The following is a 22,661-nucleotide window of genomic DNA, read 5'->3' as shown; positions in this document are numbered from 1 at the left end:
GAGTCATTATTAGGGTGGCTTTTTTATGTTGAGGTGGCCGCGTTTCTTTCTCCTGCCATTATGGTCGCAGGACTGGCATGCCTGCAGAACATGGAATGGTACAGAAAGAAAGGGTATTCGAGTATTGGTGATTTGTTCAAACGCAACAGTACTGACAGGATTGAAGAGACTTGGCTAGTTAATAAGGAGGTCGGAGCTATTGAGCTGGCTGAAGCTCTGCAGGGATTTACCTCCAAAGAGGTCATTTCCCATGGAGATCGCTTCATCCTTATCATTGATAATCTGGACCGAATCAGTGCAGACAAAGTGAAAGAGCTCTGGAGTGATATGGAGCTTATTGCCGGAGCCACTCATGAACACTTCAGGATAGTGGTGCCCTATTCGGCAAGACAGGTTTCAGCCTCACTTTCTGTGGCGGGTTTCAGCGGGCGTGAGTTTATTGCAAAGCGGATTCCTGTAAGTTTTCAGGTTCCTCCTCTTATTTCGGCAGGATGGCAGGAAGCGTTAAGGCAGTACTGGAAAGAAACAGTAAATGAGGATGCAGGGATAGCGTGCCGGGAAGCAACGGTGTTGCTTGAGCGCTGGAAACCCTCTGAGTATCCTCGTATCACACCGCGATTAATGAAGAAGTTTGTTAATGATATTCATATTCTGAACCTTACCGTTCCTGCAACAGAAGATCATCGCCATATTCTTATTGCTCTCTACTTACTGGTGGTCAGATACGGGGAGCGAGATATTAAAGTATTACTTCGCGATCCCAAAGCTAGTCAGACCGAACCCGGTATTGCTCCGGATGATTTTGACGAGATGCTCTCGCTAACTTATCAACAAATATCCCGAATTTTTAATAACGATACAGAAAGATGGAGCGAATTTCTGATGAGCATCCACTATCAGTCCACGGTGGAGCTTGCCAGGAGCGAGTTGCTTGATACGCCTCTTAAAGACGCGATTGGTGCTATAAATATCCCACGGCTTGAAGAACTGACGGCCTTGTGGGGTTTCGCTGAAGCATGGCAGCGAGTGGCACCACATATTCAGATGCGAGACTGGCTGGTTTCTTATAGCCGGATGGATGAGAAGTGTCAGGCTCTCGCCGAACCGCAACTCAAAGTCGCAGTGCAAATGCTGAATCAGAGTTATGCTGTTTCACTCAGAGAAAAGAATGATGAAGGTTTCGTATTGAGTCTGCAGAAACTGATGGCTGACGGGCGGATAAGCCTAGAGCCTTTCGTCGAAAGGCAAATATCGTTTATTGTGAGTAAACTTGATGAAATTCAGGATTCAGAAAAATTGGAGGCTGAATCCACGCAGACGTTGCTGCAGGAAGCTGATTCATACTCTGTTCTGGCCGGTGAATCACTACTGAATAAAATGGAGAATTTTGTAGATGGCGTATTTTATGTGGAATACCTTGTCAATAATGAAGAGACCTTGTCAAACCTGAAAATTGGCACACTAGATATCGGAAATCACGGTCGGGAGGAGATGTTACGCTATGGAGCTGAGCAACCTCAGATAGACCTTTTTAATCCGGGAATTATCCGGCATATCAATATTGCATCGAAGGCGGTACAGAACGTAATTGGAAAGAATGATGGTACAGGTGGGGCTCAGGTTAGCTCTGCAATAATGACGCTTAAAAATCGTCAGGTTGTTGAGGACGTTATCCATTTCAGAAAAATTGTTCTGAGCCCGGACTGGAATAATAATGTTTTAAATCAATATTATCTTAATAATACGGCGACGAGGAATCTCTTCCCTGCGGAATTTGCTGCACAGGCTGTTGCTCACATGGTGCTCCATGGTAACTATGCCGGTATCGAGTCGTACAGTGAACATATTGGTGAGGAACGGTTTGACCTGGCTTTGGCTGCATATCTTCGTTATCTACGTACTGCCGAGAGTATCTTTATAGCACTTAAGGATAAAAATGTTCTGCCGTACATCAAAAATGCTGTTGGCAGGATTGTTGATTTAGGTCTTCTGGTGAATATACCTGTCCTGAGCTTTGTTAAAGGTCAGTATGACGTCATCAAAGAAGCTACAAATGCAACCTCTCTTTTAATATTTGTGCGAGAGCGTCAAAAAGCACTGTCAGAGAAAATAATTGAGTCTGATGTGAATGCTATGGGTCCAGTATTTCTCCATGACGTATATCAGTCAGGTGAGCAGTTTGATATTTTGAAGAAAAAGCTGAACGCCCTGGCATGTGGAGTATTTAGTTCTTCTGAAAGGCTTATTGAGTGTTTTACGGTTCTTCCTGTGAACATGCGCTTTATCCTTGAACAAATGCAACTTCAGGGGCAGCATATCCGGATGGAAGGTAGTGTGGGTATCTTTGCATCATGGTTCCGTGATGCAGAGCCAGACGTTGTCACAAATGCCGAGAACATTCATTTCCTGTGGTCTTGCCTCGACGATACCCAGAGAGAGACTGTACTTGATGAGTTGCACGATGTCTTACTTGAAAGACATATTCGTATTGACAGCCGTATTGCGATTATTACCCGTTTTCATAATGAGTTGTCGTTTATTGAACCTGAGAAGGCCGTTGAACGCAGGGCTATTGCGGCGCTGTTTAGCGCTTCTGTTGATAATGTATTATTGTCTCAATGGCTTGACCGTCAGACGTTTTCATTTTCATCATGGTCTCCGGAGGACGCCCGTACGGCAACGAGTTGTATAATGAATAACTCGGAGATTTTTCCTCTCATCTGCAGGAATTCACAGTATATTAAAAACAGAATGTTACCAGAGAAAGCGGACGTTACAGAAGATAGTGATACGTTTCCGGACTGAGTTCGTTCTTTAAATCCTATACCTGAAGACCACAGCGGTGGTCTTTGGGAGTTTTTTTATTGCCTGATATACATTAAGCATGTTATATCTTGCTAAGAAATAATCATTCAGGGATTAATCATAACTACTGAAGTTATGTTGTGTTCTTTTCTTTTAAAAATAAATTATTCAGATTTATTTTCTATTGATTTAATGAGGTAGGGAATGACAGAAAGTGCTTTGCTTTTGCGAGAGGCATTTAATGAATCGGTTAACTATATGACATGGTCTTTTTATTCACTGATAACTGCTTACGTTTCGATGGCTTTTTATGATAGAGTTGAGGTTAAGACCCGAATAAATAATTATCTGAATAAGTTACTTTTCGTGATTGCTATGTCCGTTTTTATCCCAAATATGTACTTTGTTTCAATGGTGTTCAGTCAGAAGTTAGGCACCGCAGCTGGCGTTGCGTCATTCATTATTGGGCTACTTTTCATGATGTTAAACTCGGCGCCTGTAATTACTGGTATCGTACAGCAGCGCAAAGATTGAGTTTTATGAGTATAGTCAGTTGGGTTTTCATCTGTTTTATCAGACTTAGAAAAATGAAATCTTTCAATTCATTGATTTTAAACGCAAAAAAATTTCTAAATGATCAGAATTATAGGGTGCTCGCTCTGTTCCATTACCGAGCATGAAGGGCGCATTATTCAGAGTCGCTCCGAAGATTCGATCATCAATGAGATCGAAGCCATTCGCGATACCGTGCCTGGCTTCACCGGGGTGATCTCCGATCTGGGCGGCCCGACCGCGAACATGTACATGCTGCGCTGTAAGTCACCGCGTGCGGAACAGACCTGCCGTCGTCTGTCGTGCGTGTATCCGGATATCTGTCAGCACATGGATACCAACCATGAACCGACGATCAACCTTTATCGTCGTGCGCGTGACCTGAAAGGGATTAAGAAGATCCTGATCGCCTCCGGGGTACGTTACGATATCGCCGTGGAAGATCCGCGCTACATCAAAGAGCTGGCGACGCATCACGTGGGTGGCTACCTGAAGATTGCCCCTGAGCATACCGAAGAAGGCCCGCTGTCCAAGATGATGAAGCCGGGTATGGGCAGCTACGATCGCTTTAAAGAGCTGTTTGACACCTACTCGAAGCAGGCGGGCAAAGAGCAGTATCTGATCCCATACTTCATCTCCGCGCACCCAGGCACGCGCGATGAGGACATGGTGAACCTGGCGCTGTGGCTGAAACAGCGTCGCTTCCGTCTGGATCAGGTGCAGAACTTCTATCCATCACCGCTCGCGAACTCAACAACCATGTATTACACCGGCAAGAACCCGCTGGGTAAAATTGGCTATAAGAGTGAAGATGTGGTGGTGCCGAAAGGGGATAAACAGCGCCGTCTGCATAAAGCACTGCTGCGCTACCACGATCCGGCTAACTGGCCGCTGATCCGTCAGGCGCTGGAAGATATGGGTAAAAAGCATCTGATCGGCTCGCGCCGCGACTGCCTGGTGCCTGCGCCTACGCTTGACGAGATGCGTGAAGCGCGCCGCCAGAACCGCCATACGCGCCCGGCATTGACCAAGCACACGCCGATTGTGCATCAGCGTTCAAACGGTAACGCCAGTGCGAAGAAACCCGTGAAACGTAAAGCGTAAAAAATAAAAACCCCGGCGAGCCGGGGTTTTTTTATTCACCCGCCAAACTGATCGGGATCCGGGCCTAAACGCTTGCCCTTGTCCAGCTTCGCAATTTCACTCAGTTCATCTTTATCCAGGCGGAAATCCCAGACGTCGAAGTTCTCAGCGATACGCGATGGCGTGACCGATTTCGGGATCACCACCAGGCCGTTATCCAGATGCCAGCGAATAACGATTTGCGCCGGCGTCTTGCCGTATTTATCCGCGAGATCGCGAATAATTTTCTGGTCGAACACCCCTTCACCGCCCTGTGCCAGCGGGCTCCAGGACTCGGTCTGGATCTTGTGCGTGGCGTTCCAGGCGTGAAGCTGACGCTGCTGCATCAGCGGGTGCAGCTCAATCTGGTTGATAACCGGCGCGACACCCGTCTCGTCAATCAGGCGCTGCAGGTGGTGAACCTGGAAATTACACACGCCGATGCTTTTTACCAGCCCTGCCTGCTGCAGCTCAATCATCCCTTTCCAGGCGTCAACATAGTGATCGATAGCCGGGACTGGCCAGTGCATCAGATAGAGATCGACGAAATCGAGCTGGAGTTTGTCCAGACTCTCCTGCAAGGCTTCGCGGGGGCGTTTTTGATCGTCGTTCCACAGTTTGGTGGTAATGAAAAGGTCGTCGCGGGACATGCCAGCGCTGGCCAGTGCCTTACCCACGCCGTCCTCATTTTTGTACGCGGCGGCGGTATCAATCGACCGATAGCCGACTTCCAGTGCTTTATGAATGGCGGAGACGACCTCGTCGTTACCGGCTTTCCATACACCTAGCCCCAGTTGGGGCATCACGTTGCCATCCTGCAGCTTGATTACGGTTTGGTTTGCCATTTTTCCTCCTTCAGGTGCTCATCGTCGGAGGGAACCCCCGACGATGTGATGTGCATTAAGTCTGGACGAAATGTCAAAAAACGAAAGGCGGGATGTCAAAAACGCTTAGCGTGCCGCTTCGTAGATACGACGGCTCACTTCCAGCGTAATGTCGCCGTGCTCGCCCAACTGGGTCATACCGTGTTCTTCAAGTTTCGCCAGCAGGGCAGGGATGGAGCTGCAATCCAGACCATAGCCGGACAGACGCGTTGGCACGCCCAGACCTTCAAAGAAGCTGCGGGTTGCTTCGATAGCCGCGTCGATACGCGCATCGTCAGAACCTTCGGTGATGTTCCACACGCGCTCAGCGTACTGCAGCAATTTAGCGCGTTTGGTATCACGTTTTTCGTTCCACAGTGCAGGCAGGACGACGGCCAGCGTTTGTGCGTGATCCAGACCGTGCATGGCCGTCAGTTCGTGGCCCAGCATATGGGTTGCCCAGTCCTGCGGCACGCCGGCACCGATCAGACCGTTCAGCGCCTGGGTTGCCGCCCACATCACGTTGGCGCGCACATCGTAGTTTTCCGGCTCTTTCAGCGCTTTCGGGCCGTCTTCAATCAGCGTCAGCAGAATGCCTTCCGCGAAGCGATCCTGAATTTTGGCATCTACCGGGTAGGTAACGTACTGCTCAACGGTGTGCACAAACGCATCAACCACACCGTTCGCGACCTGACGTGCAGGCAGGGTGTAGGTGTAAACCGGATCGAGGATGGCGAATACAGGCTGAACGTGATCGTTCATAAAGGCCTGCTTATCACCCGTGGTTTTACGGGAGATAACGGCACCTTTGTTGGATTCAGAACCGGTCGCAGGCAGGGTCAGCACGGAACCCATTGGGATTGCGCTTTTGATATCGCTGCCGCGGGTTTCCAGAATGTGCCACGGGTCAATACCGTCCGCGTAGTGCGCCGCAGCGGCGATGAATTTGGTGCCGTCCAGGACGGAGCCGCCGCCGACTGCCAGCAGGAAGGTGACTTTTTCATCACGGGCGATCTTGACCGCGTTCATCAGTGTTTCATAAGACGGGTTAGGCTCGATACCGCCGAACTCACGCACGTCCAGACCTTCCAGCGCGCTGTAAACCTGATCCAGTACGCCGGTTTTTTTCACGCTGCCGCCACCGTAGGTGATCAGTACGCGGGCGTCAGCAGGGATCTGTGCGCGCAGGTCGGCGATAGCGCCTTTACCAAACAGAATGCGGGTTGGGGTGTGGAGATTAAAATTATTCATTGCTCGTTCCCTTATGTGGGTGAAAAACCGTGGTGGCGCTGAAGGCGACCTGATGCTGCACATTGTGGCCGTCCGGGGCTATCCTCTCAATGCACATTCCTGCCGATGTCTTGCCCATTTCTACAGAGCGCTGGAGAAAACACGGTAAACTGCGCACACTGTCAACGACGGAAACCGTAGCCGGAGTAACGTAAAATGAACCGTGAAGCGATCTGCCTTCAGCTTACTGCGCAGATTAAAAGACTGATTGATAAAGAAAATGGCGTCGGTGACATGTTGCCTGACATTCGTCTTCTGTATGGGACGCAGCCAGGGACACGCACACCGGTCATGTACCAGCCGGGCATCGTTTTTCTCTTTTCAGGCCATAAAATTGGCTATATCAATGAGCGCGTGTTCCGGTATGACACCAATGAATATCTTCTGCTCACAGTACCTTTACCCTTTGAATGTGAAACTTTCGCGACAGAAGCGGTACCGCTGGCGGGCATTCGTTTAAATGTCGATATCCTTCAGCTGCAGGAGCTGCTGATGGAGATTGGCGAGGACGCATTGTTCCGGCCGTCGATGCCCGCGAGCGGGATTAACTCCGCGACGTTATCCGAGGAGATCCTCTGCGCCATTGAGCGTCTGCTCGACGTTATGGAACGGCCGCTGGATGCACGCATCCTGGGCAAACAGATTATCCGCGAAATTCTTTACCATGTGCTGCTGGGGCCGGGCGGTGGGGCATTACTCGCGCTGGTCAGCCGCCAGACGCACTTCAGCCTGATTAGCCGCGTGCTCAAGCGTATCGAAAGCCAGTACACGGAAAACCTGAGCGTTGACCAGCTGGCGGCGGAAGCAAACATGAGCGTCTCGGCGTTTCATCATAATTTTAAGTCGGTGACCAGCACCTCGCCGCTGCAGTATCTCAAAACCTATCGGCTGCATAAGGCTCGTATGCTGATGATCCACGACGGCATGAAGGCCAGCGCGGCGGCGATGCGGGTGGGCTATGAAAGTGCGTCGCAGTTTAGTCGGGAGTTTAAGCGTTACTTCGGCGTCACGCCGGGGGAAGATGCGTCGCGCATCAGAATGATGCAGGGGACCTGAGGGGAGAGTCCAGCCGGGTAAGCGTAACGTCACCCGGCTTTTTTATATCACGCGCTGCAGTATTTCTTCTTAATCACGACCGCAATCGTCCCGAGCAGTCCCGCGACCAGCAGGAAAAGCGGGAGGATCATCAGGAAGGTCATTACCTGGTCTTCGTGGTGTTTCACAAAGGGGATCATATTCAGCGCGTAGCCAAGCGTGGTCACCACGCCTACCCACAGCAGGGCACTCAACCAGTTGAAGAACTGGAAGCGGCGGTTTGACAGCCCGGAAATGCCTGCCATGGTGGGCAGCAGCGTGCGAACAAACGCCAGAAAACGCCCGGCCAGCAGCGCCAGCAGACCGTGGCGGTCAAACATGCAGGTCGCACGTTGATGATATTTATGCGGTAACTGAGCCAGCCAGCCTTTCACGACGCGCGTATTGCCGAGCCAGCGGCCCTGCAGATAGCTCAGCCAGCAACCGAGGCTGGCAGCGGAGGTAAGTATGACCATCGTCGGCGTGAAGTCCATGACGCCTTTACCGATTAACGCCCCGGCCAGTAAAAGCAGGCTGTCACCGGGTAAAAATGAGGCTGGCAGTAATCCATTTTCCAGAAACAGGGTTGCGAACATCACGAAATAGACGATACCTACAACGTGAGGGTCCGCCAGCGCGGCAAAATCGTGTTGCCAGAGCGCCGCAATAATATCTTGAATAACAGCCATGGACTTTCCTGTGGAACAGCAGATGCAGATATAGCGCTATTGTACTCCCTAATTCGCCCGTGGGGTTTGATCGCGGGCGCAACTAATGCAGACTTTTCTGGTGGCAGTGTTCACAAAAGCGTCCAGGGAGTACATTTTCAGCATGCACTCTACACGATACGTTCAAACCCTGCCGCTAAATCCGCAATTAAATCGTCAACATCTTCTAAACCAATATGCAGTCGGATCAGCGTGCCGCTGAAATCCACTTCTCCACCGGGGCGCAGGGCCGCAATTTGCTCCGGCTGGTTAGGCAGGATCAGGGATTCAAACCCGCCCCAGGAGTAAGCCATGCTGAAAAGGGTAAAATGATCCAGGTAGTTCGCCAGTTCGTCGTTACTGAGCCGTTTTTTAAGAACAAATGAGAACAACCCGCTACTGCCCGTAAAGTCACGTTGCCAGAATTCATGGCCTTTGCTGCCCGGAAGCGCCGGATGATTAACGCGCTCGACCTGCGGCTGCCGGGCCAGCCATTCGGCCACCTTCAGACTGCTTTCATGGTGCTGACGCAGGCGCACTCCCAGCGTACGGATACCGCGGCTGGTCATGTAGGCCGTATCCGCATCCACCATCTGGCCCATCAGGTAGGCATTCTCCCGAAGTTGATCCCAGCAGCGCGCGTTGGATACGGCAGTACCGATCATGCCATCAGAGTGGCCAATCAGATATTTGGTCGCGGCCTGAATAGAGATATCAATGTCGAATTCCAGCGCCCTGAACAGCACGCCCGCCGCCCAGGTGTTGTCGATCATGATGATTGCCTCGGGGGCTTTGCTGCGCACTGCTTTCACAATAGCCGGGACGTCGTGCACTTCCATGGTGATAGAGCCTGGGGATTCCAGAAACACAATGCGCGTGTTCGGCTGGATAAGTTCAGCGATACCTTCGCCAATCAGCGGATCGAACCAGCCGGTGGTCACGCCGAGCTTGCTGAGGATTTTGGTGCAAAAATCCTGGCTTGGTTCATAAGCGGTATTGGTCATCAGGATATGGTCGCCCTGTTCCACAAACGCCAGAATGGTATTGGCGACTGCCGCCGCACCACAGGGGAACAGGGCGCAGCCCACGCCGCCTTCCAGTTCGCACATGGCTTCCTGAAGTGAAAAATGGGTTAGCGTGCCACGACGGCCATAGAACAGCCCGCCTTTGGCGCGGTTGCGCGTAGCGATTTTTTTATCCTCGACGGTATCAAATACCAGTGAGGAGGCGCGTTGAATCACGCTGTTGACCGATCCCTGAGTGTATTTTTTGCTGCGTCCTGCCTGTACCAGCGTGGTATCAAGATGCTTCTTTGTCATGTTTGCTAACCCTGTTTTTATACGTCTGGACGTCCAGACTACCACGATTGTAAAAATCTGCACCCGGGGGCTTATCGAATAAGCAGAAAATATTAGCAAAAATACGCATAAGAAATTTTTACTGCGTAAGCGCAAGGAAAGTGAACGAAAATTACGGCAGTATGTAAATACTAATGAGAACTACTATCAATTCGACGACGTTTTGATATTATTACGGTCAGATTTTGTGATTTGCGTCCTGGAGATACAGAGTGGGTAATAATTTGATGCAGACGGATCTCTCCGTCTGGGGCATGTATCATCATGCTGACATCGTGGTTAAGATTGTGATGATCGGCCTGGTTCTGGCGTCCGTGATCACCTGGGCTATCTTCTTCAGTAAGAGCGTCGAACTGCTGTCGCAGAAGCGTCGCCTCAAGCGGGAACAACAGCAACTGGCTGAAGCCCGCTCCCTGGATCAGGCCTTAGACATGACCTCATCCTTCCATGGAAAAAGCCTGACCACCCTGTTAGTCAACGAAGCACAGAACGAGCTGGAACTCTCCGCAGGCAGTGAAGATAACGAAGGCATTAAAGAACGTACCGGCTTCCGCCTGGAGCGTCGCGTTGCTGCCGTTGGCCGCCATATGGGCCGCGGTAACGGTTATCTGGCCACTATCGGGGCGATCTCACCGTTTATCGGTCTGTTCGGTACGGTCTGGGGCATCATGAACAGCTTTATCGGCATTGCGCAGACGCAGACCACCAACCTGGCGGTGGTTGCGCCAGGAATTGCTGAAGCGCTGCTGGCGACTGCAATCGGTCTGGTCGCGGCCATTCCGGCGGTCGTCATCTATAACATCTTCGCGCGTATGATTGGCAACTATAAAGCCACGCTCGGTGACGTCGCCGCGCAGGTGCTGTTGCTGCAAAGCCGCGATCTTGACCTCAATGCCAGCTCCGTTAAACCGGTGCATGCGGCGTCTAAACTGCGCGTAGGTTGATTGTATGGCGATGCGTCTTAACGAAAATCTGGACGATAACGGTGAAATGCATGAAATCAACGTGACGCCGTTTATCGACGTCATGCTGGTTCTGCTGATTATCTTCATGGTGGCTGCGCCGCTGGCGACGGTCGACGTGAAGGTGAATCTGCCTGCCTCTTCCAGCCAGCCGCAGCCGCGTCCTGAGAAACCTGTCTATTTGTCGGTGAAAGCGGATAAATCGATGTTCCTCGGCAACGACCCGGTGACGGATCAGTCTGTTATCCCGGCGCTGGATCAGCTCACCGGCGGCAAGAAAGACACCACGGTTTTCTTCCGCGCGGATAAAACCGTCGATTACGAAACCATGATGAAGGTAATGGACACGCTGCATCAGGCGGGTTATCTCAAGATTGGGCTGGTCGGCGAAGAGAAAGCGGCCGCGAAATAACAAAGAAGCTGGCGAAAGCCGGCTTTTTTTATGCGTGTCGGGCGATCAGTTTTTTGTCTCAGTGGGCGCAGGCGCAGGCGCGTGGGACGCCAGCGCGTCTTCATCAAGCGCAACGCAGGTGACGTTTGACGTGCGGTACTCGCCGTCGGATAGTTTGCGCGTCAGACGCAGGGTGGCCACTTCTCTGGCGAGCAGATACTGATAATTGGCCTCCAGACGCCCGAGAAGCTTCTCTTTCAGCTCAGGCCGCTGTTCGATGAGGGTATTCATCACCGCGCCGTATATCTCTTCCTTCACCTGCAGAGGATAAATCTCGCGGCGATTATGCCATTTCAGGCGTACCAGCGTCGCCGGGATCGATACCAGGTCCTGAGTTATTCGCGTCATCTCGGCATTTTTTGTGTTTCGCAGTGCATCGAGATTTTGCTTTAAGATAAATTCATCACTTTTTTTGTTATCTAAAGCCAAATAAACGTCGTTATCTTTAATTTCTTTCACGTTACTCTTCCCCCAGGTTATAAAAAATAGGGTTGTTGGTTTCACGCGTAATTAGATTAAGCCAAATTTCATTGCCGGCTTCGTTTATTTCTTTGGTTTTTTCCGCGATTATTTGACTTAGTTTCTGGGCATCTATTTCACCTTCGGCCTGCAGGTCATTCAGCAGGTGGACAAAGGCTTCTATTTTAACGGCGCGAAATAACCGGTCCTTTATATGACGGTCGTGCTCTTCCAGTAACATATTACGGGATTTACCGGTGCGAGAAACGCCTATTAATATGTCAGACTCGTAATCAGAGAGCTTTCTTTTCCCCTGAGTGAAATTAGCCTCTTTTTCTGCTTCCGTCGTTTGCTGTTCCACAGGCGCAATGTGGTACTTAGCCGGGACGAGGTAGTCGGGCAGCATTTTAATTTCCTTTAATTACAACAGGGTGGGGTTGGTAAAGGCGTGAGATTCGTTGACAATATCATGAGGCAATTTTAAAATCAAAAAAAATGGAGCCTACCCATGAACAGCATTTTTTTTACGGTCATCACATTACTATTACTGACCGCTGGTGTTCTTTTATTGATGCAGGAGTTCAATAAAACGCAAGTGTCGAAAGACGCCAGTGAACCTCCACTACCTGAACTGATGACAAAAGAGGAAGGTGAAGACCATTTCTCCGTATTGATGAACTCGGTTACACCGGTTTGGTACTGGCGGGTGAACCATGAATATATCGACTTTTTGCACGCGACAATTAAGCGAATGAAAATGTCGGAAATTAATGACACGCCTGGGTTGTTTGAAGCGCAGCGACGCTGCAGCGACCTGAATTCCGCGGTGTATAAATATTATGACAATATCAAAAAGCGTTGCCTTAACGGTGAGAAGGTCTCCTGTTCCGATCTGGACGTATTAAACCTGCGCCAGTGTTTTCGTGAGTTCAGCCTGGAGGCGTATCCGGAACTGGTGGTGCTGGTCTGGCCGGAGTACGCGCGCCCGGACGTTAATCCTGACAATGTCTGAACGTACAACGAGTGAGTTGTTGCAAACAGTCAGCGCCGTTGAGATATACTGGGCGCTGGTTTCGTTTGCAGACAGGACTTTATGGAACGCTTCTTTGAAAACGCGATGTACGCCTCTCGCTGGATACTGGCACCCGTCTATTTTGGCCTTTCGCTGGCGCTGATTGCGCTGACGATTAAGTTTTTCCAGGAAATTTTGCATGTTCTGCCGAACATCTTTTCCATTGCCGAAGCAGATTTGATTCTGGTTCTGCTTTCGCTGGTGGATATGACGCTGGTGGGCGGATTACTGGTGATGGTGATGTTCTCCGGCTATGAGAACTTTGTCTCTCAGCTCGATATCGACGAGCGCAAAGAGAAGCTCAACTGGCTGGGCAAAATGGATGCCTCGTCGCTGAAGAATAAAGTGGCCGCGTCGATTGTGGCGATCTCATCTATCCACCTGTTACGCGTATTCATGGACGCCAAGAATGTCCCGGACAACAAACTGATGTGGTATGTGATTATCCATCTGACGTTTGTGCTGTCTGCGTTCGTGATGGGGTATCTGGATAAGATCAGTAAGAAGTAATTTTCCCCCCCTCTTCCCAGGGGAGAGGGGGAGCGTGAGCGCGACAGACCGCGCTATTTATCCGACGATGCCTGCCACAAATTCAATTCCCCATCCGCAACATGCTGGTCAATCCTTTTCAGCTCATCGTCGCTAAAGCGCAGGTTATTCAGGGCCTGCACGTTCTCTTCGATCTGCTCCGGACGGCTCGCACCAATCAGCACGGACGTCACGCGTTCATCCTTCAGCAGCCAGCTCAGCGCCATTTGCGCCATCGTCTGACCACGGGCCTGTGCCATCTCATTCAGTAAACGCAGGCTGTTCAGGTTGGCTTCAGTCAGCATGTTTTCCGTCAGACCGCGCACCTTCTTGCCTTCACGCTGCATACGAGAATCTTCAGGAATACCGTTCAGGTATTTTCCGGTCAGCAGACCCTGCGCCAGCGGCGTAAACGCAATGCAACCCGCCCCGTTTTTCTCAAGCGTATCCAGCAGGCCGGTGTGATCGACCCAGCGGTTGAGCAGGTTGTAAGATGGCTGGTGGATAAGCAGCGGGATCTTCCACTCACGTAACAGGTCCGCCATTTTCTGGGTGCGCTCCGTGGAGTAGGAGGAGATACCGACATACAGCGCTTTACCGCTCTGCACGGCCTGGGCCAGCGCAGCGGCGGTCTCTTCCATCGGCGTATTTTCATCCACGCGGTGAGAATAGAAAATATCCACATACTCCAGCCCCATGCGCTTGAGGCTCTGATCGAGGCTGGCGAGCAGGTATTTGCGCGACCCGCCCGACCCATACGGCCCCGGCCACATGTCATAGCCTGCTTTGGTTGAGATGATCAGTTCATCGCGATACGCGGCAAAGTCTTCCCGCAGCAGACGACCCATGTTTTCTTCCGCGCTTCCCGCCGGCGGGCCGTAGTTGTTGGCAAGATCGAAATGGGTAATGCCGAGGTCGAAGGCTTTATGCAACAGCGCCCGCTGAGAGTCGAGAGGCTGTACGTGGCCGAAACTATGCCACAGACCAAGCGACAGCGCCGGCAGGCGCAGGCCGCTTTTTCCGCAGTAGCGGTACTGCATATTTTCGTAGCGGGCGGGGTAAGGGTGCCAGGACATGATGTCTCCTTTCTTGTCGATGAATTTTCGAAACAACGTTTTCATTCTGTGCTTATCAAATCACAAATCCTGTTGATAAGCGATGACATGCCTGACCACCCTGAATGATTAAAGCCCGGCAGCATCAGACTGACCGGGCGTTCACTCGTCAGAAGCTGTAGCTCATCCCCGCCTGCACGCTGGCATCGTTGTCCACGTCACCTGTGCCGACATACACCCCGGTATTGAGCGTGAAGTTATGCGCGATGGTTGCATTGATGCCTGCTCCGAAGATCCCCATCGTGTTGTTATGGCCGGAGGTGGTGTGGTAATCCGCCGCCTGAATATCAGTATCGTCGCTGAACTCTTTCTGGAAGCGTGCGTCGATCCACGGCATCATCTGCACGTTCTTGTTCAGATCGCGAAGCGTTGTGGTGAGTCTCAACCCGACCCCACTGTTCCAGGAAGAGACCTGACTGTCGGCGAAGGTCACTTCACTGTCGGAGAAGCCGTTTGCTTTGGTTTGATCCCAGCCTAAGGTGGCGTAAGGTTGCAGCAGGGTTTCACCTGGCAGCAACACGTTCACACCGGTACGCGCCTGCGCCATATACAGGGTGCCATCCGTCGAACCGTGCAGTGCTTCGGTCATGCCGCTGGTATTCCCCGTCACGTTATTCGCAGACAGGGTGTACCGCATATCGCCATAGCTGAAGCTACCGTCGGCAAACATACCCCATGTTCTGCCGTTAAGCGCCTGCTGCCAGCCACCGTACAGGCTGTAGTAATTACCGTAGACGCTGTCATTAAAGCTATCAGCGCCGTCATGGGTATCCTGCACGCGGCTGCGTGTCCATGCCAGTGCAATACCGCCAGTGACGCTATCACCGTTGTCCAGATGTGCCGTCCAGTCCACGCCACCCTGAGCGCCCTGGGTGATGCTCTTATAATCAACATCATTGCTGAAGTTGCCATTCTGATAGAGGAAATCACCCCAGACCTGCGCACCTTCCTCCTGCCTGCCGAGCAGGTTAGCCAGATGCACCTGATTCATATGGTTGCTGATATCATCAGCCACCTGATGTCCGGCCTGCTCGGCAGCGTCCAGACCGGCAACAAGGCCCTGAACGTCGCTCGCGAGGCTGCCCTTCTGGCTGTTAAATTCGATATTCCACGACTGCGTATTATCGGCGGTAAGGCGTGTCTGCGGCGCGGTATCTGCGGCCACAATATTCAGGCTGTTGTCATAGTTATAAGCGCCGCTACGGTTTTCAACATTCTGTTGGCCATTTGTGAAGGTGGCCGCCGCATAATTTTGCGGGGTGCTGGTGCCTGAAGTGGTGAACGTACCCAGAATCACGTTCTGCTGATTTTGTGCCGAAGGAGTAATGCTGTTGACGACAACGGCATTATTAACCCCGGTGATATTGCCGAAATCAACAAAGCTGTCGGTGCTCATATTTACCATCGCATTACTGCCGGTGGTAGTAGCGACAAGCGTTGAGCCATTTTGCAAACTCCAGCTGGTGGCATCGTTAATTTTATCAATGGCGATGCTGTTATTGCTGGTCGTGTTCACCGTCTCGAACTGACTAATTTCACCAGAAACAGAACTGCCGTCATCCATTGACAGCGTGTCGCTACCGTCACCGCCATCAACATTGCCGTTAACATGAGAATTATTGGTCAGCACGACCGTATCATCGCCCGCACCGGTTGTAATATCACCATTTACAGTGGCATTGTTTTGCAGCGTGATGGTGGTATTGCCGCTGTTTTGACCGGTATTTACCGCACCATTAATGGTGCTGTTATCCACCAGAACAGAATTCGCTGAACTGCCGTTCAGGGTAATATTGCCATTCACGACGCTCTTATTAGTAAACGTAAGTGATGTCGACCCCTTTTCATTAATAACGCCAATATCGCCAGTGACGGTACTGTTATTCAGGGCCAGGGAATCGGCCTGGGTGCCGTACATGGCGATGGCAAGATCGCCCACGCCATCCAGGTTGATGTCACTGAACGGCTTATACGCGCTGAGTTTTTCGGCCAAATGTTCCATGTTCTGCGCGATTTCACTCTGCGAGGCATCGACGGTGGCTCCGGTCAGCGTAATGCGGGTATTTGATTGATCGCTCCCTGCATAAATACCGCCCTTATCCATTGTACTGTTGCTGAGGGTAATATCCTGTTCGCCAGCGCCGGCGCTTACAATGCTGCCGTGCAGCGCGCTCCCGTTCTCAATATTGACGGTGTGGTAGCCTTTATCCAGTGGATCGAGATAAATCGCTGAGCCCATCATATAGGTTTTATCACGCTGGTAATTGCCTGTGCTGTTTTCACCGTTCAGCGTCGCGCTATCAACCGTCACGGTGGTATTGGTGGTCGCGCCTCCGCTACCGACTTCAATCATATCGGCCGTAGCGCCGTTATTCAGGGTGATATTCGCGGTACCGCCGTTGCTTCCCTGGATATAGTGGCCTGACATATCCGTTCCGGATACCGTTAATGACTGCGTGTCGCCATCACCTCGATGACCATCCATGAAAATATTATTCGCCGTGGCGTCGGCCATAACCGCATTTGTCACACCGGGATTTTGATAAAAGCTGTCATCGGTATATTTCGTTAATCCACAGGTTTGCGTCGTCACGCCATCCTCACACGGTGTCGCTGCCGTCATTGCTGCCTGGGTACCGAAAGAGGTTAAAGCCATTAAGACACACTGCGAAAGCAATGTGCGGTTCATAAATTTTCGCATCTGAAACTCCGTTAATAAAAATCGTCGACATCCTTGTAAAGGAATTTATTTAATTTAAGGAAATTCTCATAAGTAAAGGATGTAATGAAATTTAAAAGATAAGGAGTAAGTTATTGGGGTATTTAAATCAGGAAATCTGATAATAAGGTGTTAATATATTTGTGTCATAAATAGAACTGAACAGTTACCCTGCAAATTAAGCGGGTTTTCGCGAAAGGGTAGCGCTATTGATTGACGCAACCTGTTGATGAGGTACTCCTCAGGAGGTATGGCCGTTAATTTAATGCGCTCCAGTTTTACATTTATTTATCCACTGACAAAGTAAAACACATTCTTAGCAGGGTAATTTTCCCCTTCGAAAATGTCTCTTTTTTCTGAATGAACGCAGGGGCAGTAAAAATTTTAATAAAAATAATGTGTGAAAGGTGATGAATTTGCTCATTCCTGCCGATAACGAGGGTAAGACTCGCCTCTGGGCGAATTCACCCTCACGGCAAGGAAGACTTATGAATATGTTGCGTAATTTCACGATCCGTTTCGTCATGCTGACGATTCTCGGGATCTTTTGTTTAATGTGGGCGGGCGTGGGGCTTTACAGCACCTGGTCTCTGTCACGGGTATCAGAGGGCAATGAGGTGGATCGCCAGCTGGTCAAACAGATGACCATACTCAGTCAGGGTAACGATCAGTATTTTCGCTTTGTAACCCGGTTGAGTCGCGCGATGGAAGTGAAAGCCGCGGGTGGCACACCGGACCTGGCCCCTGCCCAGCAGGCGCTGGACAATATGGGGAAGAAACTGGCTGAGATGAAGGCAATCTCACCAGGACCGATGGATGAGCAAGTTTCAGCTCAGGTGATCGGTAGCTGGCAGGCTTTGCTTGAGCAGGGCGTAACGCCGCAAATGCAGCAGGCGAAGCAGTCCTCTCTGGAGGGCTACCGTCAGCAGGCGAATAACATCACCCCTCCGCTGAGTCGTGCGTTTGGTGCTGCTGCGGAGAACTTTAACAACGCGGCTGCCCGGGCACTCGACAGCACCCGAGTCGTCGTAGACAGCCTGACCAGTATGACCCGCACGGTGATTATCACCGCCACGATTATTGGCCTGTTAATACTGCTCTTCACCGACCGTTACCTGATGGCGATGCTGGTAAAACCGCTGGCTCGCATTCGCCAGCAGTTCCGCCAGATTGCCCAGGGCGATCTCAGTCAGCCGATTGAACCGTTCGGTCGCAACTGCGTGGGGCAACTGGTTCCCCTGCTGAGCGCGATGCAGGATAGCCTGCGAGAAGCGGTGAGCTCTATTCGCTCCGGCAGCGAGAATATCTGGCGCGGCGCGACGGAGATCTCCAGCGGTAATAACGATCTCTCGTCCCGTACCGAAGAGCAGGCCGCCGCACTGGAAGAGACGGCGGCCAGCATGGAACAGCTGACCGCCACCGTGAAGCTGAACGCGGAAAGTGCGCGTCAGGCCAGCCAGCTGGCGGATGTGGCGTCAACAACGGCCAGCCGCGGCGGCTCGCTGGTGGAAGAGGTGGTGACCACCATGAGCGGTATTTCTGAGAGCTCGAAGAAGATTGCTGAAATCACCAATGTGATCAACAGCATTGCCTTCCAGACCAATATCCTGGCGCTCAACGCTGCCGTGGAAGCGGCACGCGCGGGCGAGCAGGGACGTGGGTTTGCCGTCGTGGCCGGCGAGGTGCGTAACCTGGCAAGCCGCAGCGCCAACGCGGCAAAAGAAATTGAGGGATTGATTACCGATTCCGTTTCCCGCGTAGAGCAGGGCGCAAAGCTGGTGGGCGACACGGGCACCACCATGGATGCCATTTTGCGTGATGTGACGGAAGTGACGACCATCATGAAGCAAATCGCGTCTGCGTCTGAGGAGCAAAGTAAGGGGATTTCGCAGGTGGGTATTGCTATCACGCAAATGGATGGCGTGACACAGCAAAACGCCTCGCTTGTGGAAGAGGTCTCGGCAGCGGCCTCCGCGCTTGAACGTCAGACCGAAGAGCTCCAGCGGTCGGTGCAGAAATTCCGCCTCTCGGCTTAATCACTGTTAAAAGGCCGCCGTGTGCGGCCTTTTTTTCGGTTAAATGCAGGCGAACCAAACGGAGCGCCGCCTGCCGCTTATCAGTGGGTGGCTTCACCAATCAGTGCGCCAGAGCCGGCACCGACGGCGGCCCCTTTCAGTACGCTGTTGCCTGTTACCGCTGCAGCACCTGCGCCCACCACGGCACCCACCGCGCCGCCTTTACGCGCAGCTTTACCTTTGTCGCCGTTTTTGAACATCGCACCGGTACCCGCGCCAACGACCGCACCGCCTACCGTGGATTTCAAATCTTTGCCCGTGGCTGCGCCAATTGCCGCACCGGCCACTGCACCGGCGGCGGTTTTATCTATCGCCATACCAGAAGTGGAAAAGATCAGGGTGCTGATAATCAGCGCTGTTTTCATCAATTTCATAACAAATCCTTTGTGACTGCTGTCGGTTGAGTCCGCTTTTCTCGTCATCTGATCTGAGAAAAACGTCCGCATAGTGCCAGTAATACCGGCTCAACCCTTAAGCAAATCATGCCCCTTGCAGGGATCCCTGTTGCCGGGCGGTGGTCCGCCCGGCAGAGCATTACGCCTGACGCTTGTCTTCCGTATTGGTCTCGAAGTCGCTCGCCGCGTGGCGTTCGTGGAGCTGCTCGTTGAGCTCGCCGCTGGTGCGGTTAACGATACGCCCGCGCTTCACGGCAGGGCGGTGTGCCACATCTTTCGCCCAGCGCTGAACGTTGGTGTACTTCTCAGCGTCGAGGAACTCGGCGGCGTTATACACGCTACCCAGCGCCACGCAGCCGAACCACGGCCAGACCGCCATATCGGCGATGGTGTACTCTTCACCGGCCACGTAGCGGCTACGCGCCAGCTGTTTATCCAGCACGTCGAACAGGCGTTTGGCTTCCATCGTGAAGCGGTCAATCGCGTACTCAATCTTCACCGGTGCGTAGTTATAGAAGTGGCCGAAACCGCCGCCGAGGAACGGGGCCGCGCCCTGCAGCCAGAACAGCCAGTTCAGGGTTTCTGTACGTCCCGCCGGATCTTTTGGCAGGAAATGGCCGAACTTCTCTGCCAGATAGAGCAGGATGCTGCCGGATTCAAATACGCGCGTGGGCGGTGTCGTGGAGTGGTCACGCAGCGCCGGTATTTTCGAGTTCGGGTTCACTTCAACAAAGCCGCTGGAGAACTGGTCGCCTTCACCAATGCGAATCAACCATGCATCGTACTCGGCACCCGTCACGCCAAGCGCCAGAAGCTCTTCCAGCATGATGGTCACTTTCTGCCCGTTTGGTGTGCCCAGAGAATAGAGCTGCAGCGGATGCGAACCCACGGGTAACTCTTTCTCATGCGTCGCACCGGAGATCGGACGGTTAATATTGGCGAACGCGCCGCCACCGTTCTTTTTCCATTCCCACACTTTGGGTGGCTGATAGGTATTTTCGTCTGACATGTTGGCCTGCCTTTTTTGTGATGTGTTGAGGGAGTGTAGCAGGAGTTCATGGGAGGGTTTAGCGAACTGAGCGCAATACATTTCCCCTTCGCGCCACACTACACAGACAGCGGAACGGGTGTATGATAAATCCCACCTCTGTCAGGTTAATTACAACGTGCAGACGACGACAACCCTTTCAACATTGCCGCCTGCCCGTCTTAGGTTGGATACATGCGTAAAGGAAAGTTAAGCAGTGACGCGCCATTCGGGACGTTATTAGGTTATGCGCCGGGTGGCGTGGCGATTTACTCTTCAAACTACGGCAGTCTCGATCCGCGTCGTTATCCGGAAGACGCGGATTTTCGCAGCTATATTGGCAATGAATACATGGGCCACAAGTGGCAGTGTGTTGAGTTCGCCCGCCGTTTTCTGTTCCTCAATTATGGATGTGTTTTCACCGACGTCGGTATGGCGTGGGAGATCTTCTCTCTGCGCTTTTTGCGCCAGGTCGTGAACGATAACATCCTGCCGCTTCAGGCCTTTGCCAATGGGTCGAAACGTGCGCCGCAGGCCGGGGCGTTGCTTATCTGGCAAAAGGGCGGGGAGTTTCATGAGACCGGCCACGTTGCCGTGATCGCGCAACTGTTGGACGATAAGGTGCGCATTGCCGAGCAGAACGTTATTCACTCCCCGCTCCCGCTCGGACAGCAGTGGACGCGCGAGCTGCGAATGACCGTTGAGAACGGTACTTACACGCTGCATGACACCTTTAACGATACCGAAATTCTCGGCTGGATGATCCAGACGGACGACACGGAGCACAGCATCCCGCAGCCGGAACTCGACGGTGAACTGCTCAAAATCAGCGGTGCGCGGCTGAAGAATAAACGTCAGTTTGACGGGAAATGGCTCAACGAAAACGACGCCCTGCAGCAGGCGTATGTCCGCGCAAACGGCCACTTTATCAATAAAGATCCCTGCCAGTATTTTACCATTACCGAAAGTGCCGAGCAGGAGCTGATCAAAGCGACCAATGAACTGCACCTGATGTACCTGCACGCGACCGACAAAGTGCTGAAAGACGATAACTTACTGGCGCTTTTTGACATCCCTAAAATCCTCTGGCCGCGTCTGCGCCTCTCATGGCAGTGGCGTCGTCACCATATGATCACCGGTCGTATGGATTTCTGCATGGATGAGCGTGGCATCAAGGTTTACGAGTACAACGCCGATTCCGCCTCATGCCACACGGAAGGGGGATTAATCCTCGAAGAGTGGGTGAAGAACGGTTATCGCGGTAACGGCCACAATCCGGCGGAAGGTTTGCTGGAAGAACTTACCGGCGCGTGGAAGCACAGCCATGCGCGTCCGTTCGTGCACATCATGCAGGACAATGACGTCGAAGAGGATTATCACGCGCTCTTTATTCAGCGCTCTCTGCTGCAGGCCGGGTTTGAAACCAAAATTCTGCATGGGCTTAACGCTCTCAGCTGGGATGCGGCCGGGCAACTGATTGACGACGAAGGCCGTCACGTTAACTGCGTGTGGAAAACCTGGGCGTGGGAGACGGCGATAGAGCAGATCCGCGAGGTGAGCGAAACCGAATACGCCGCCGTGCCGATCCGCACCGGGCATCCGGCAGGTGACGTACGGCTGATTGACGTCCTGCTGCGTCCGGAAGTGTTGGTGTTCGAACCGCTGTGGACGGTTATTCCCGGCAACAAGGCGATCCTCCCGGTGCTCTGGCAGCTGTTCCCGAATCACCGTTATCTGCTCGATACCGATTTCGAGGTTAACGACCTGCTGAAACAGACCGGTTACGCCATCAAACCGATTGCCGGACGCTGCGGCAGCAATATCGATCTGATTAGCGCCGGGGATGAAGTGCTGGACAAGTCGAGCGGCAAGTTTGTCGATCGCAAAAATATCTACCAGCAGCTGTGGTGCCTGCCGAAGGTGGATGGCAAGCATATCCAGGTCTGTACGTTTACCGTGGGCGGTAACTACGGCGGCACCTGTCTGCGCGGGGATGATTCGCTGGTGGTGAAGAAAGAGAGCGACATCGAACCGTTGATTGTGGTGAAAGACAAGTAAGCTGTTCCGGCTGTCAACACACACCCGCA

The 22,661-nt window shown here is 52.3% G+C and carries 19 protein-coding genes and 1 pseudogene; 10 read left to right on the top strand and 10 right to left on the bottom strand.

Annotated features, from left to right (window positions below; genetic code table 11):
- Positions 1-90 precede the first annotated feature (90 nt).
- The 3 genes and pseudogenes from F8561_RS04445 to F8561_RS04435 form a co-directional block, all read left to right on the top strand.
- Positions 91-2,805 (top strand): P-loop NTPase fold protein, encoded by a 2,715-nt coding sequence (locus tag F8561_RS04445; protein ID WP_157843391.1) that lies wholly within the window; start codon positions 91-93, stop codon positions 2,803-2,805.
- Positions 2,806-3,009: 204 nt separating this feature from the next.
- Entirely contained in the window at positions 3,010-3,339 is a 330-nt protein-coding gene (locus F8561_RS04440; protein WP_000140246.1) for a hypothetical protein, read from the top strand.
- Positions 3,340-3,453: 114 nt separating this feature from the next.
- A pseudogene (locus F8561_RS04435) lies at positions 3,454-4,461 on the top strand (DUF3362 domain-containing protein); the annotation flags it as partial.
- A gap of 35 nt (positions 4,462-4,496) precedes the next feature.
- Here F8561_RS04435 and dkgA read toward each other — a convergent pair.
- Together dkgA and yqhD are read right to left on the bottom strand one after the other, a co-directional pair.
- Positions 4,497-5,324 (bottom strand): 2,5-didehydrogluconate reductase DkgA, encoded by an 828-nt coding sequence (dkgA, locus tag F8561_RS04430; RefSeq protein WP_025203158.1) that lies wholly within the window; start codon positions 5,322-5,324, stop codon positions 4,497-4,499.
- A 105-nt stretch (positions 5,325-5,429) separates the two neighbouring features.
- The gene (gene yqhD / locus F8561_RS04425) at positions 5,430-6,593 is read right to left on the bottom strand and encodes an alcohol dehydrogenase (RefSeq protein WP_151887184.1); all 1,164 of its coding nucleotides are present in this window, start codon (positions 6,591-6,593) and stop codon (positions 5,430-5,432) included.
- Positions 6,594-6,788: 195 nt separating this feature from the next.
- Between yqhD and F8561_RS04420 the strand changes: the two genes are divergently transcribed.
- Complete coding sequence (locus F8561_RS04420) at positions 6,789-7,688, top strand: AraC family transcriptional regulator (RefSeq protein WP_020883659.1); 900 nt, start codon at positions 6,789-6,791, stop codon at positions 7,686-7,688.
- Between the two features lie 47 nt (positions 7,689-7,735).
- On the opposite strand, the gene yghB is transcribed toward F8561_RS04420, so the two are convergent.
- Both yghB and metC read right to left on the bottom strand, forming a co-directional pair.
- Positions 7,736-8,395, bottom strand: coding sequence for a DedA family general envelope maintenance protein YghB (yghB, locus tag F8561_RS04415; protein ID WP_014171613.1), 660 nt, complete (start codon positions 8,393-8,395; stop codon positions 7,736-7,738).
- 149 nt (positions 8,396-8,544) lie between these two features.
- Positions 8,545-9,732, bottom strand: coding sequence for a cystathionine beta-lyase (gene metC / locus F8561_RS04410; RefSeq protein WP_047355872.1), 1,188 nt, complete (start codon positions 9,730-9,732; stop codon positions 8,545-8,547).
- Positions 9,733-9,983: 251 nt separating this feature from the next.
- On the opposite strand from metC, the gene exbB reads away from it, so the two are divergent.
- Complete coding sequence (gene exbB, locus F8561_RS04405) at positions 9,984-10,715, top strand: tol-pal system-associated acyl-CoA thioesterase (RefSeq protein WP_014171611.1); 732 nt, start codon at positions 9,984-9,986, stop codon at positions 10,713-10,715.
- Between the two features lie 4 nt (positions 10,716-10,719).
- On the top strand, positions 10,720-11,145 hold the full coding sequence (gene exbD, locus F8561_RS04400) for a TonB system transport protein ExbD (protein WP_014171610.1): 426 nt from the start codon (positions 10,720-10,722) through the stop codon (positions 11,143-11,145).
- Positions 11,146-11,190: 45 nt separating this feature from the next.
- Here exbD and F8561_RS04395 read toward each other — a convergent pair whose 3' ends face one another.
- Both F8561_RS04395 and F8561_RS04390 read right to left on the bottom strand, forming a co-directional pair.
- Entirely contained in the window at positions 11,191-11,643 is a 453-nt protein-coding gene (locus tag F8561_RS04395; protein ID WP_014171609.1) for a hypothetical protein, read from the bottom strand.
- 1 nt (position 11,644) lies between these two features.
- Positions 11,645-12,049 carry a hypothetical protein gene (locus F8561_RS04390; protein ID WP_020883662.1) on the bottom strand — a complete coding sequence of 135 codons (405 nt, stop codon included), beginning with the start codon at positions 12,047-12,049 and terminating at the stop codon, positions 11,645-11,647.
- 102 nt (positions 12,050-12,151) lie between these two features.
- Between F8561_RS04390 and F8561_RS04385 the strand changes: the two genes are divergently transcribed.
- Positions 12,152-12,655, top strand: coding sequence for an ESA_00282 family adhesion-associated protein (locus tag F8561_RS04385; protein WP_020883663.1), 504 nt, complete (start codon positions 12,152-12,154; stop codon positions 12,653-12,655).
- Between the two features lie 81 nt (positions 12,656-12,736).
- Entirely contained in the window at positions 12,737-13,225 is a 489-nt protein-coding gene (locus tag F8561_RS04380) for a TIGR00645 family protein (protein ID WP_014171606.1), read from the top strand.
- 53 nt (positions 13,226-13,278) lie between these two features.
- Here the strand turns inward: F8561_RS04380 and F8561_RS04375 are convergent, their stop codons facing one another.
- Together F8561_RS04375 and F8561_RS04370 are read right to left on the bottom strand one after the other, a co-directional pair.
- Complete coding sequence (locus tag F8561_RS04375; RefSeq protein WP_032680300.1) at positions 13,279-14,319, bottom strand: aldo/keto reductase; 1,041 nt, start codon at positions 14,317-14,319, stop codon at positions 13,279-13,281.
- 148 nt (positions 14,320-14,467) lie between these two features.
- Positions 14,468-17,014 (bottom strand): autotransporter outer membrane beta-barrel domain-containing protein, encoded by a 2,547-nt coding sequence (locus F8561_RS04370; RefSeq protein ID WP_226777983.1) that lies wholly within the window; start codon positions 17,012-17,014, stop codon positions 14,468-14,470.
- Between the two features lie 551 nt (positions 17,015-17,565).
- On the opposite strand from F8561_RS04370, the gene F8561_RS04365 reads away from it, so the two are divergent.
- Positions 17,566-19,113, top strand: a complete 1,548-nt coding sequence (locus F8561_RS04365; RefSeq protein WP_014171604.1) for a methyl-accepting chemotaxis protein — start codon at positions 17,566-17,568, stop codon at positions 19,111-19,113.
- Positions 19,114-19,193: 80 nt separating this feature from the next.
- Here F8561_RS04365 and F8561_RS04360 read toward each other — a convergent pair whose 3' ends face one another.
- Together F8561_RS04360 and yghU are read right to left on the bottom strand one after the other, a co-directional pair.
- Positions 19,194-19,526, bottom strand: coding sequence for a glycine zipper domain-containing protein (locus tag F8561_RS04360; protein WP_020883667.1), 333 nt, complete (start codon positions 19,524-19,526; stop codon positions 19,194-19,196).
- Positions 19,527-19,686: 160 nt separating this feature from the next.
- The gene (gene yghU / locus F8561_RS04355; protein WP_020883668.1) at positions 19,687-20,556 is read right to left on the bottom strand and encodes a glutathione-dependent disulfide-bond oxidoreductase; all 870 of its coding nucleotides are present in this window, start codon (positions 20,554-20,556) and stop codon (positions 19,687-19,689) included.
- 213 nt (positions 20,557-20,769) lie between these two features.
- On the opposite strand from yghU, the gene gss reads away from it, so the two are divergent.
- Positions 20,770-22,632, top strand: a complete 1,863-nt coding sequence (gene gss, locus F8561_RS04350) for a bifunctional glutathionylspermidine amidase/synthase (RefSeq protein WP_025203162.1) — start codon at positions 20,770-20,772, stop codon at positions 22,630-22,632.
- Positions 22,633-22,661 lie beyond the last annotated feature (29 nt).

This window comes from Enterobacter sp. 198 (genome assembly GCF_009025585.1).
In the GTDB taxonomy this organism is placed as follows: domain Bacteria; phylum Pseudomonadota; class Gammaproteobacteria; order Enterobacterales; family Enterobacteriaceae; genus Enterobacter; species Enterobacter ludwigii.
Note: the sequence above shows the minus strand (reverse complement) of the source record. Positions and strands in the feature narration are given on the sequence as shown.

Excerpts from the sequence above, each read along its gene's own strand:
- metC (WP_047355872.1), bottom strand. The coding sequence starts at position 9,732 with ATGACAAAGAAGCATCTTGATACCACGCTGGTACAGGCAGGACGCAGC.
- F8561_RS04370 (WP_226777983.1), bottom strand. The coding sequence starts at position 17,014 with ATGGCTTTAACCTCTTTCGGTACCCAGGCAGCAATGACGGCAGCGACA.
- F8561_RS04440 (WP_000140246.1), top strand. The coding sequence starts at position 3,010 with ATGACAGAAAGTGCTTTGCTTTTGCGAGAGGCATTTAATGAATCGGTT.
- yqhD (WP_151887184.1), bottom strand. The coding sequence starts at position 6,593 with ATGAATAATTTTAATCTCCACACCCCAACCCGCATTCTGTTTGGTAAA.
- F8561_RS04445 (WP_157843391.1), top strand. The coding sequence starts at position 91 with ATGGAATGGTACAGAAAGAAAGGGTATTCGAGTATTGGTGATTTGTTC.
- F8561_RS04390 (WP_020883662.1), bottom strand. The coding sequence starts at position 12,049 with ATGCTGCCCGACTACCTCGTCCCGGCTAAGTACCACATTGCGCCTGTG.
- F8561_RS04385 (WP_020883663.1), top strand. The coding sequence starts at position 12,152 with ATGAACAGCATTTTTTTTACGGTCATCACATTACTATTACTGACCGCT.
- gss (WP_025203162.1), top strand. The coding sequence starts at position 20,770 with ATGCGTAAAGGAAAGTTAAGCAGTGACGCGCCATTCGGGACGTTATTA.
- exbD (WP_014171610.1), top strand. The coding sequence starts at position 10,720 with ATGGCGATGCGTCTTAACGAAAATCTGGACGATAACGGTGAAATGCAT.
- dkgA (WP_025203158.1), bottom strand. The coding sequence starts at position 5,324 with ATGGCAAACCAAACCGTAATCAAGCTGCAGGATGGCAACGTGATGCCC.
- F8561_RS04360 (WP_020883667.1), bottom strand. The coding sequence starts at position 19,526 with ATGAAATTGATGAAAACAGCGCTGATTATCAGCACCCTGATCTTTTCC.
- F8561_RS04420 (WP_020883659.1), top strand. The coding sequence starts at position 6,789 with ATGAACCGTGAAGCGATCTGCCTTCAGCTTACTGCGCAGATTAAAAGA.
- F8561_RS04375 (WP_032680300.1), bottom strand. The coding sequence starts at position 14,319 with ATGTCCTGGCACCCTTACCCCGCCCGCTACGAAAATATGCAGTACCGC.
- F8561_RS04380 (WP_014171606.1), top strand. The coding sequence starts at position 12,737 with ATGGAACGCTTCTTTGAAAACGCGATGTACGCCTCTCGCTGGATACTG.
- F8561_RS04365 (WP_014171604.1), top strand. The coding sequence starts at position 17,566 with ATGAATATGTTGCGTAATTTCACGATCCGTTTCGTCATGCTGACGATT.
- yghU (WP_020883668.1), bottom strand. The coding sequence starts at position 20,556 with ATGTCAGACGAAAATACCTATCAGCCACCCAAAGTGTGGGAATGGAAA.
- yghB (WP_014171613.1), bottom strand. The coding sequence starts at position 8,395 with ATGGCTGTTATTCAAGATATTATTGCGGCGCTCTGGCAACACGATTTT.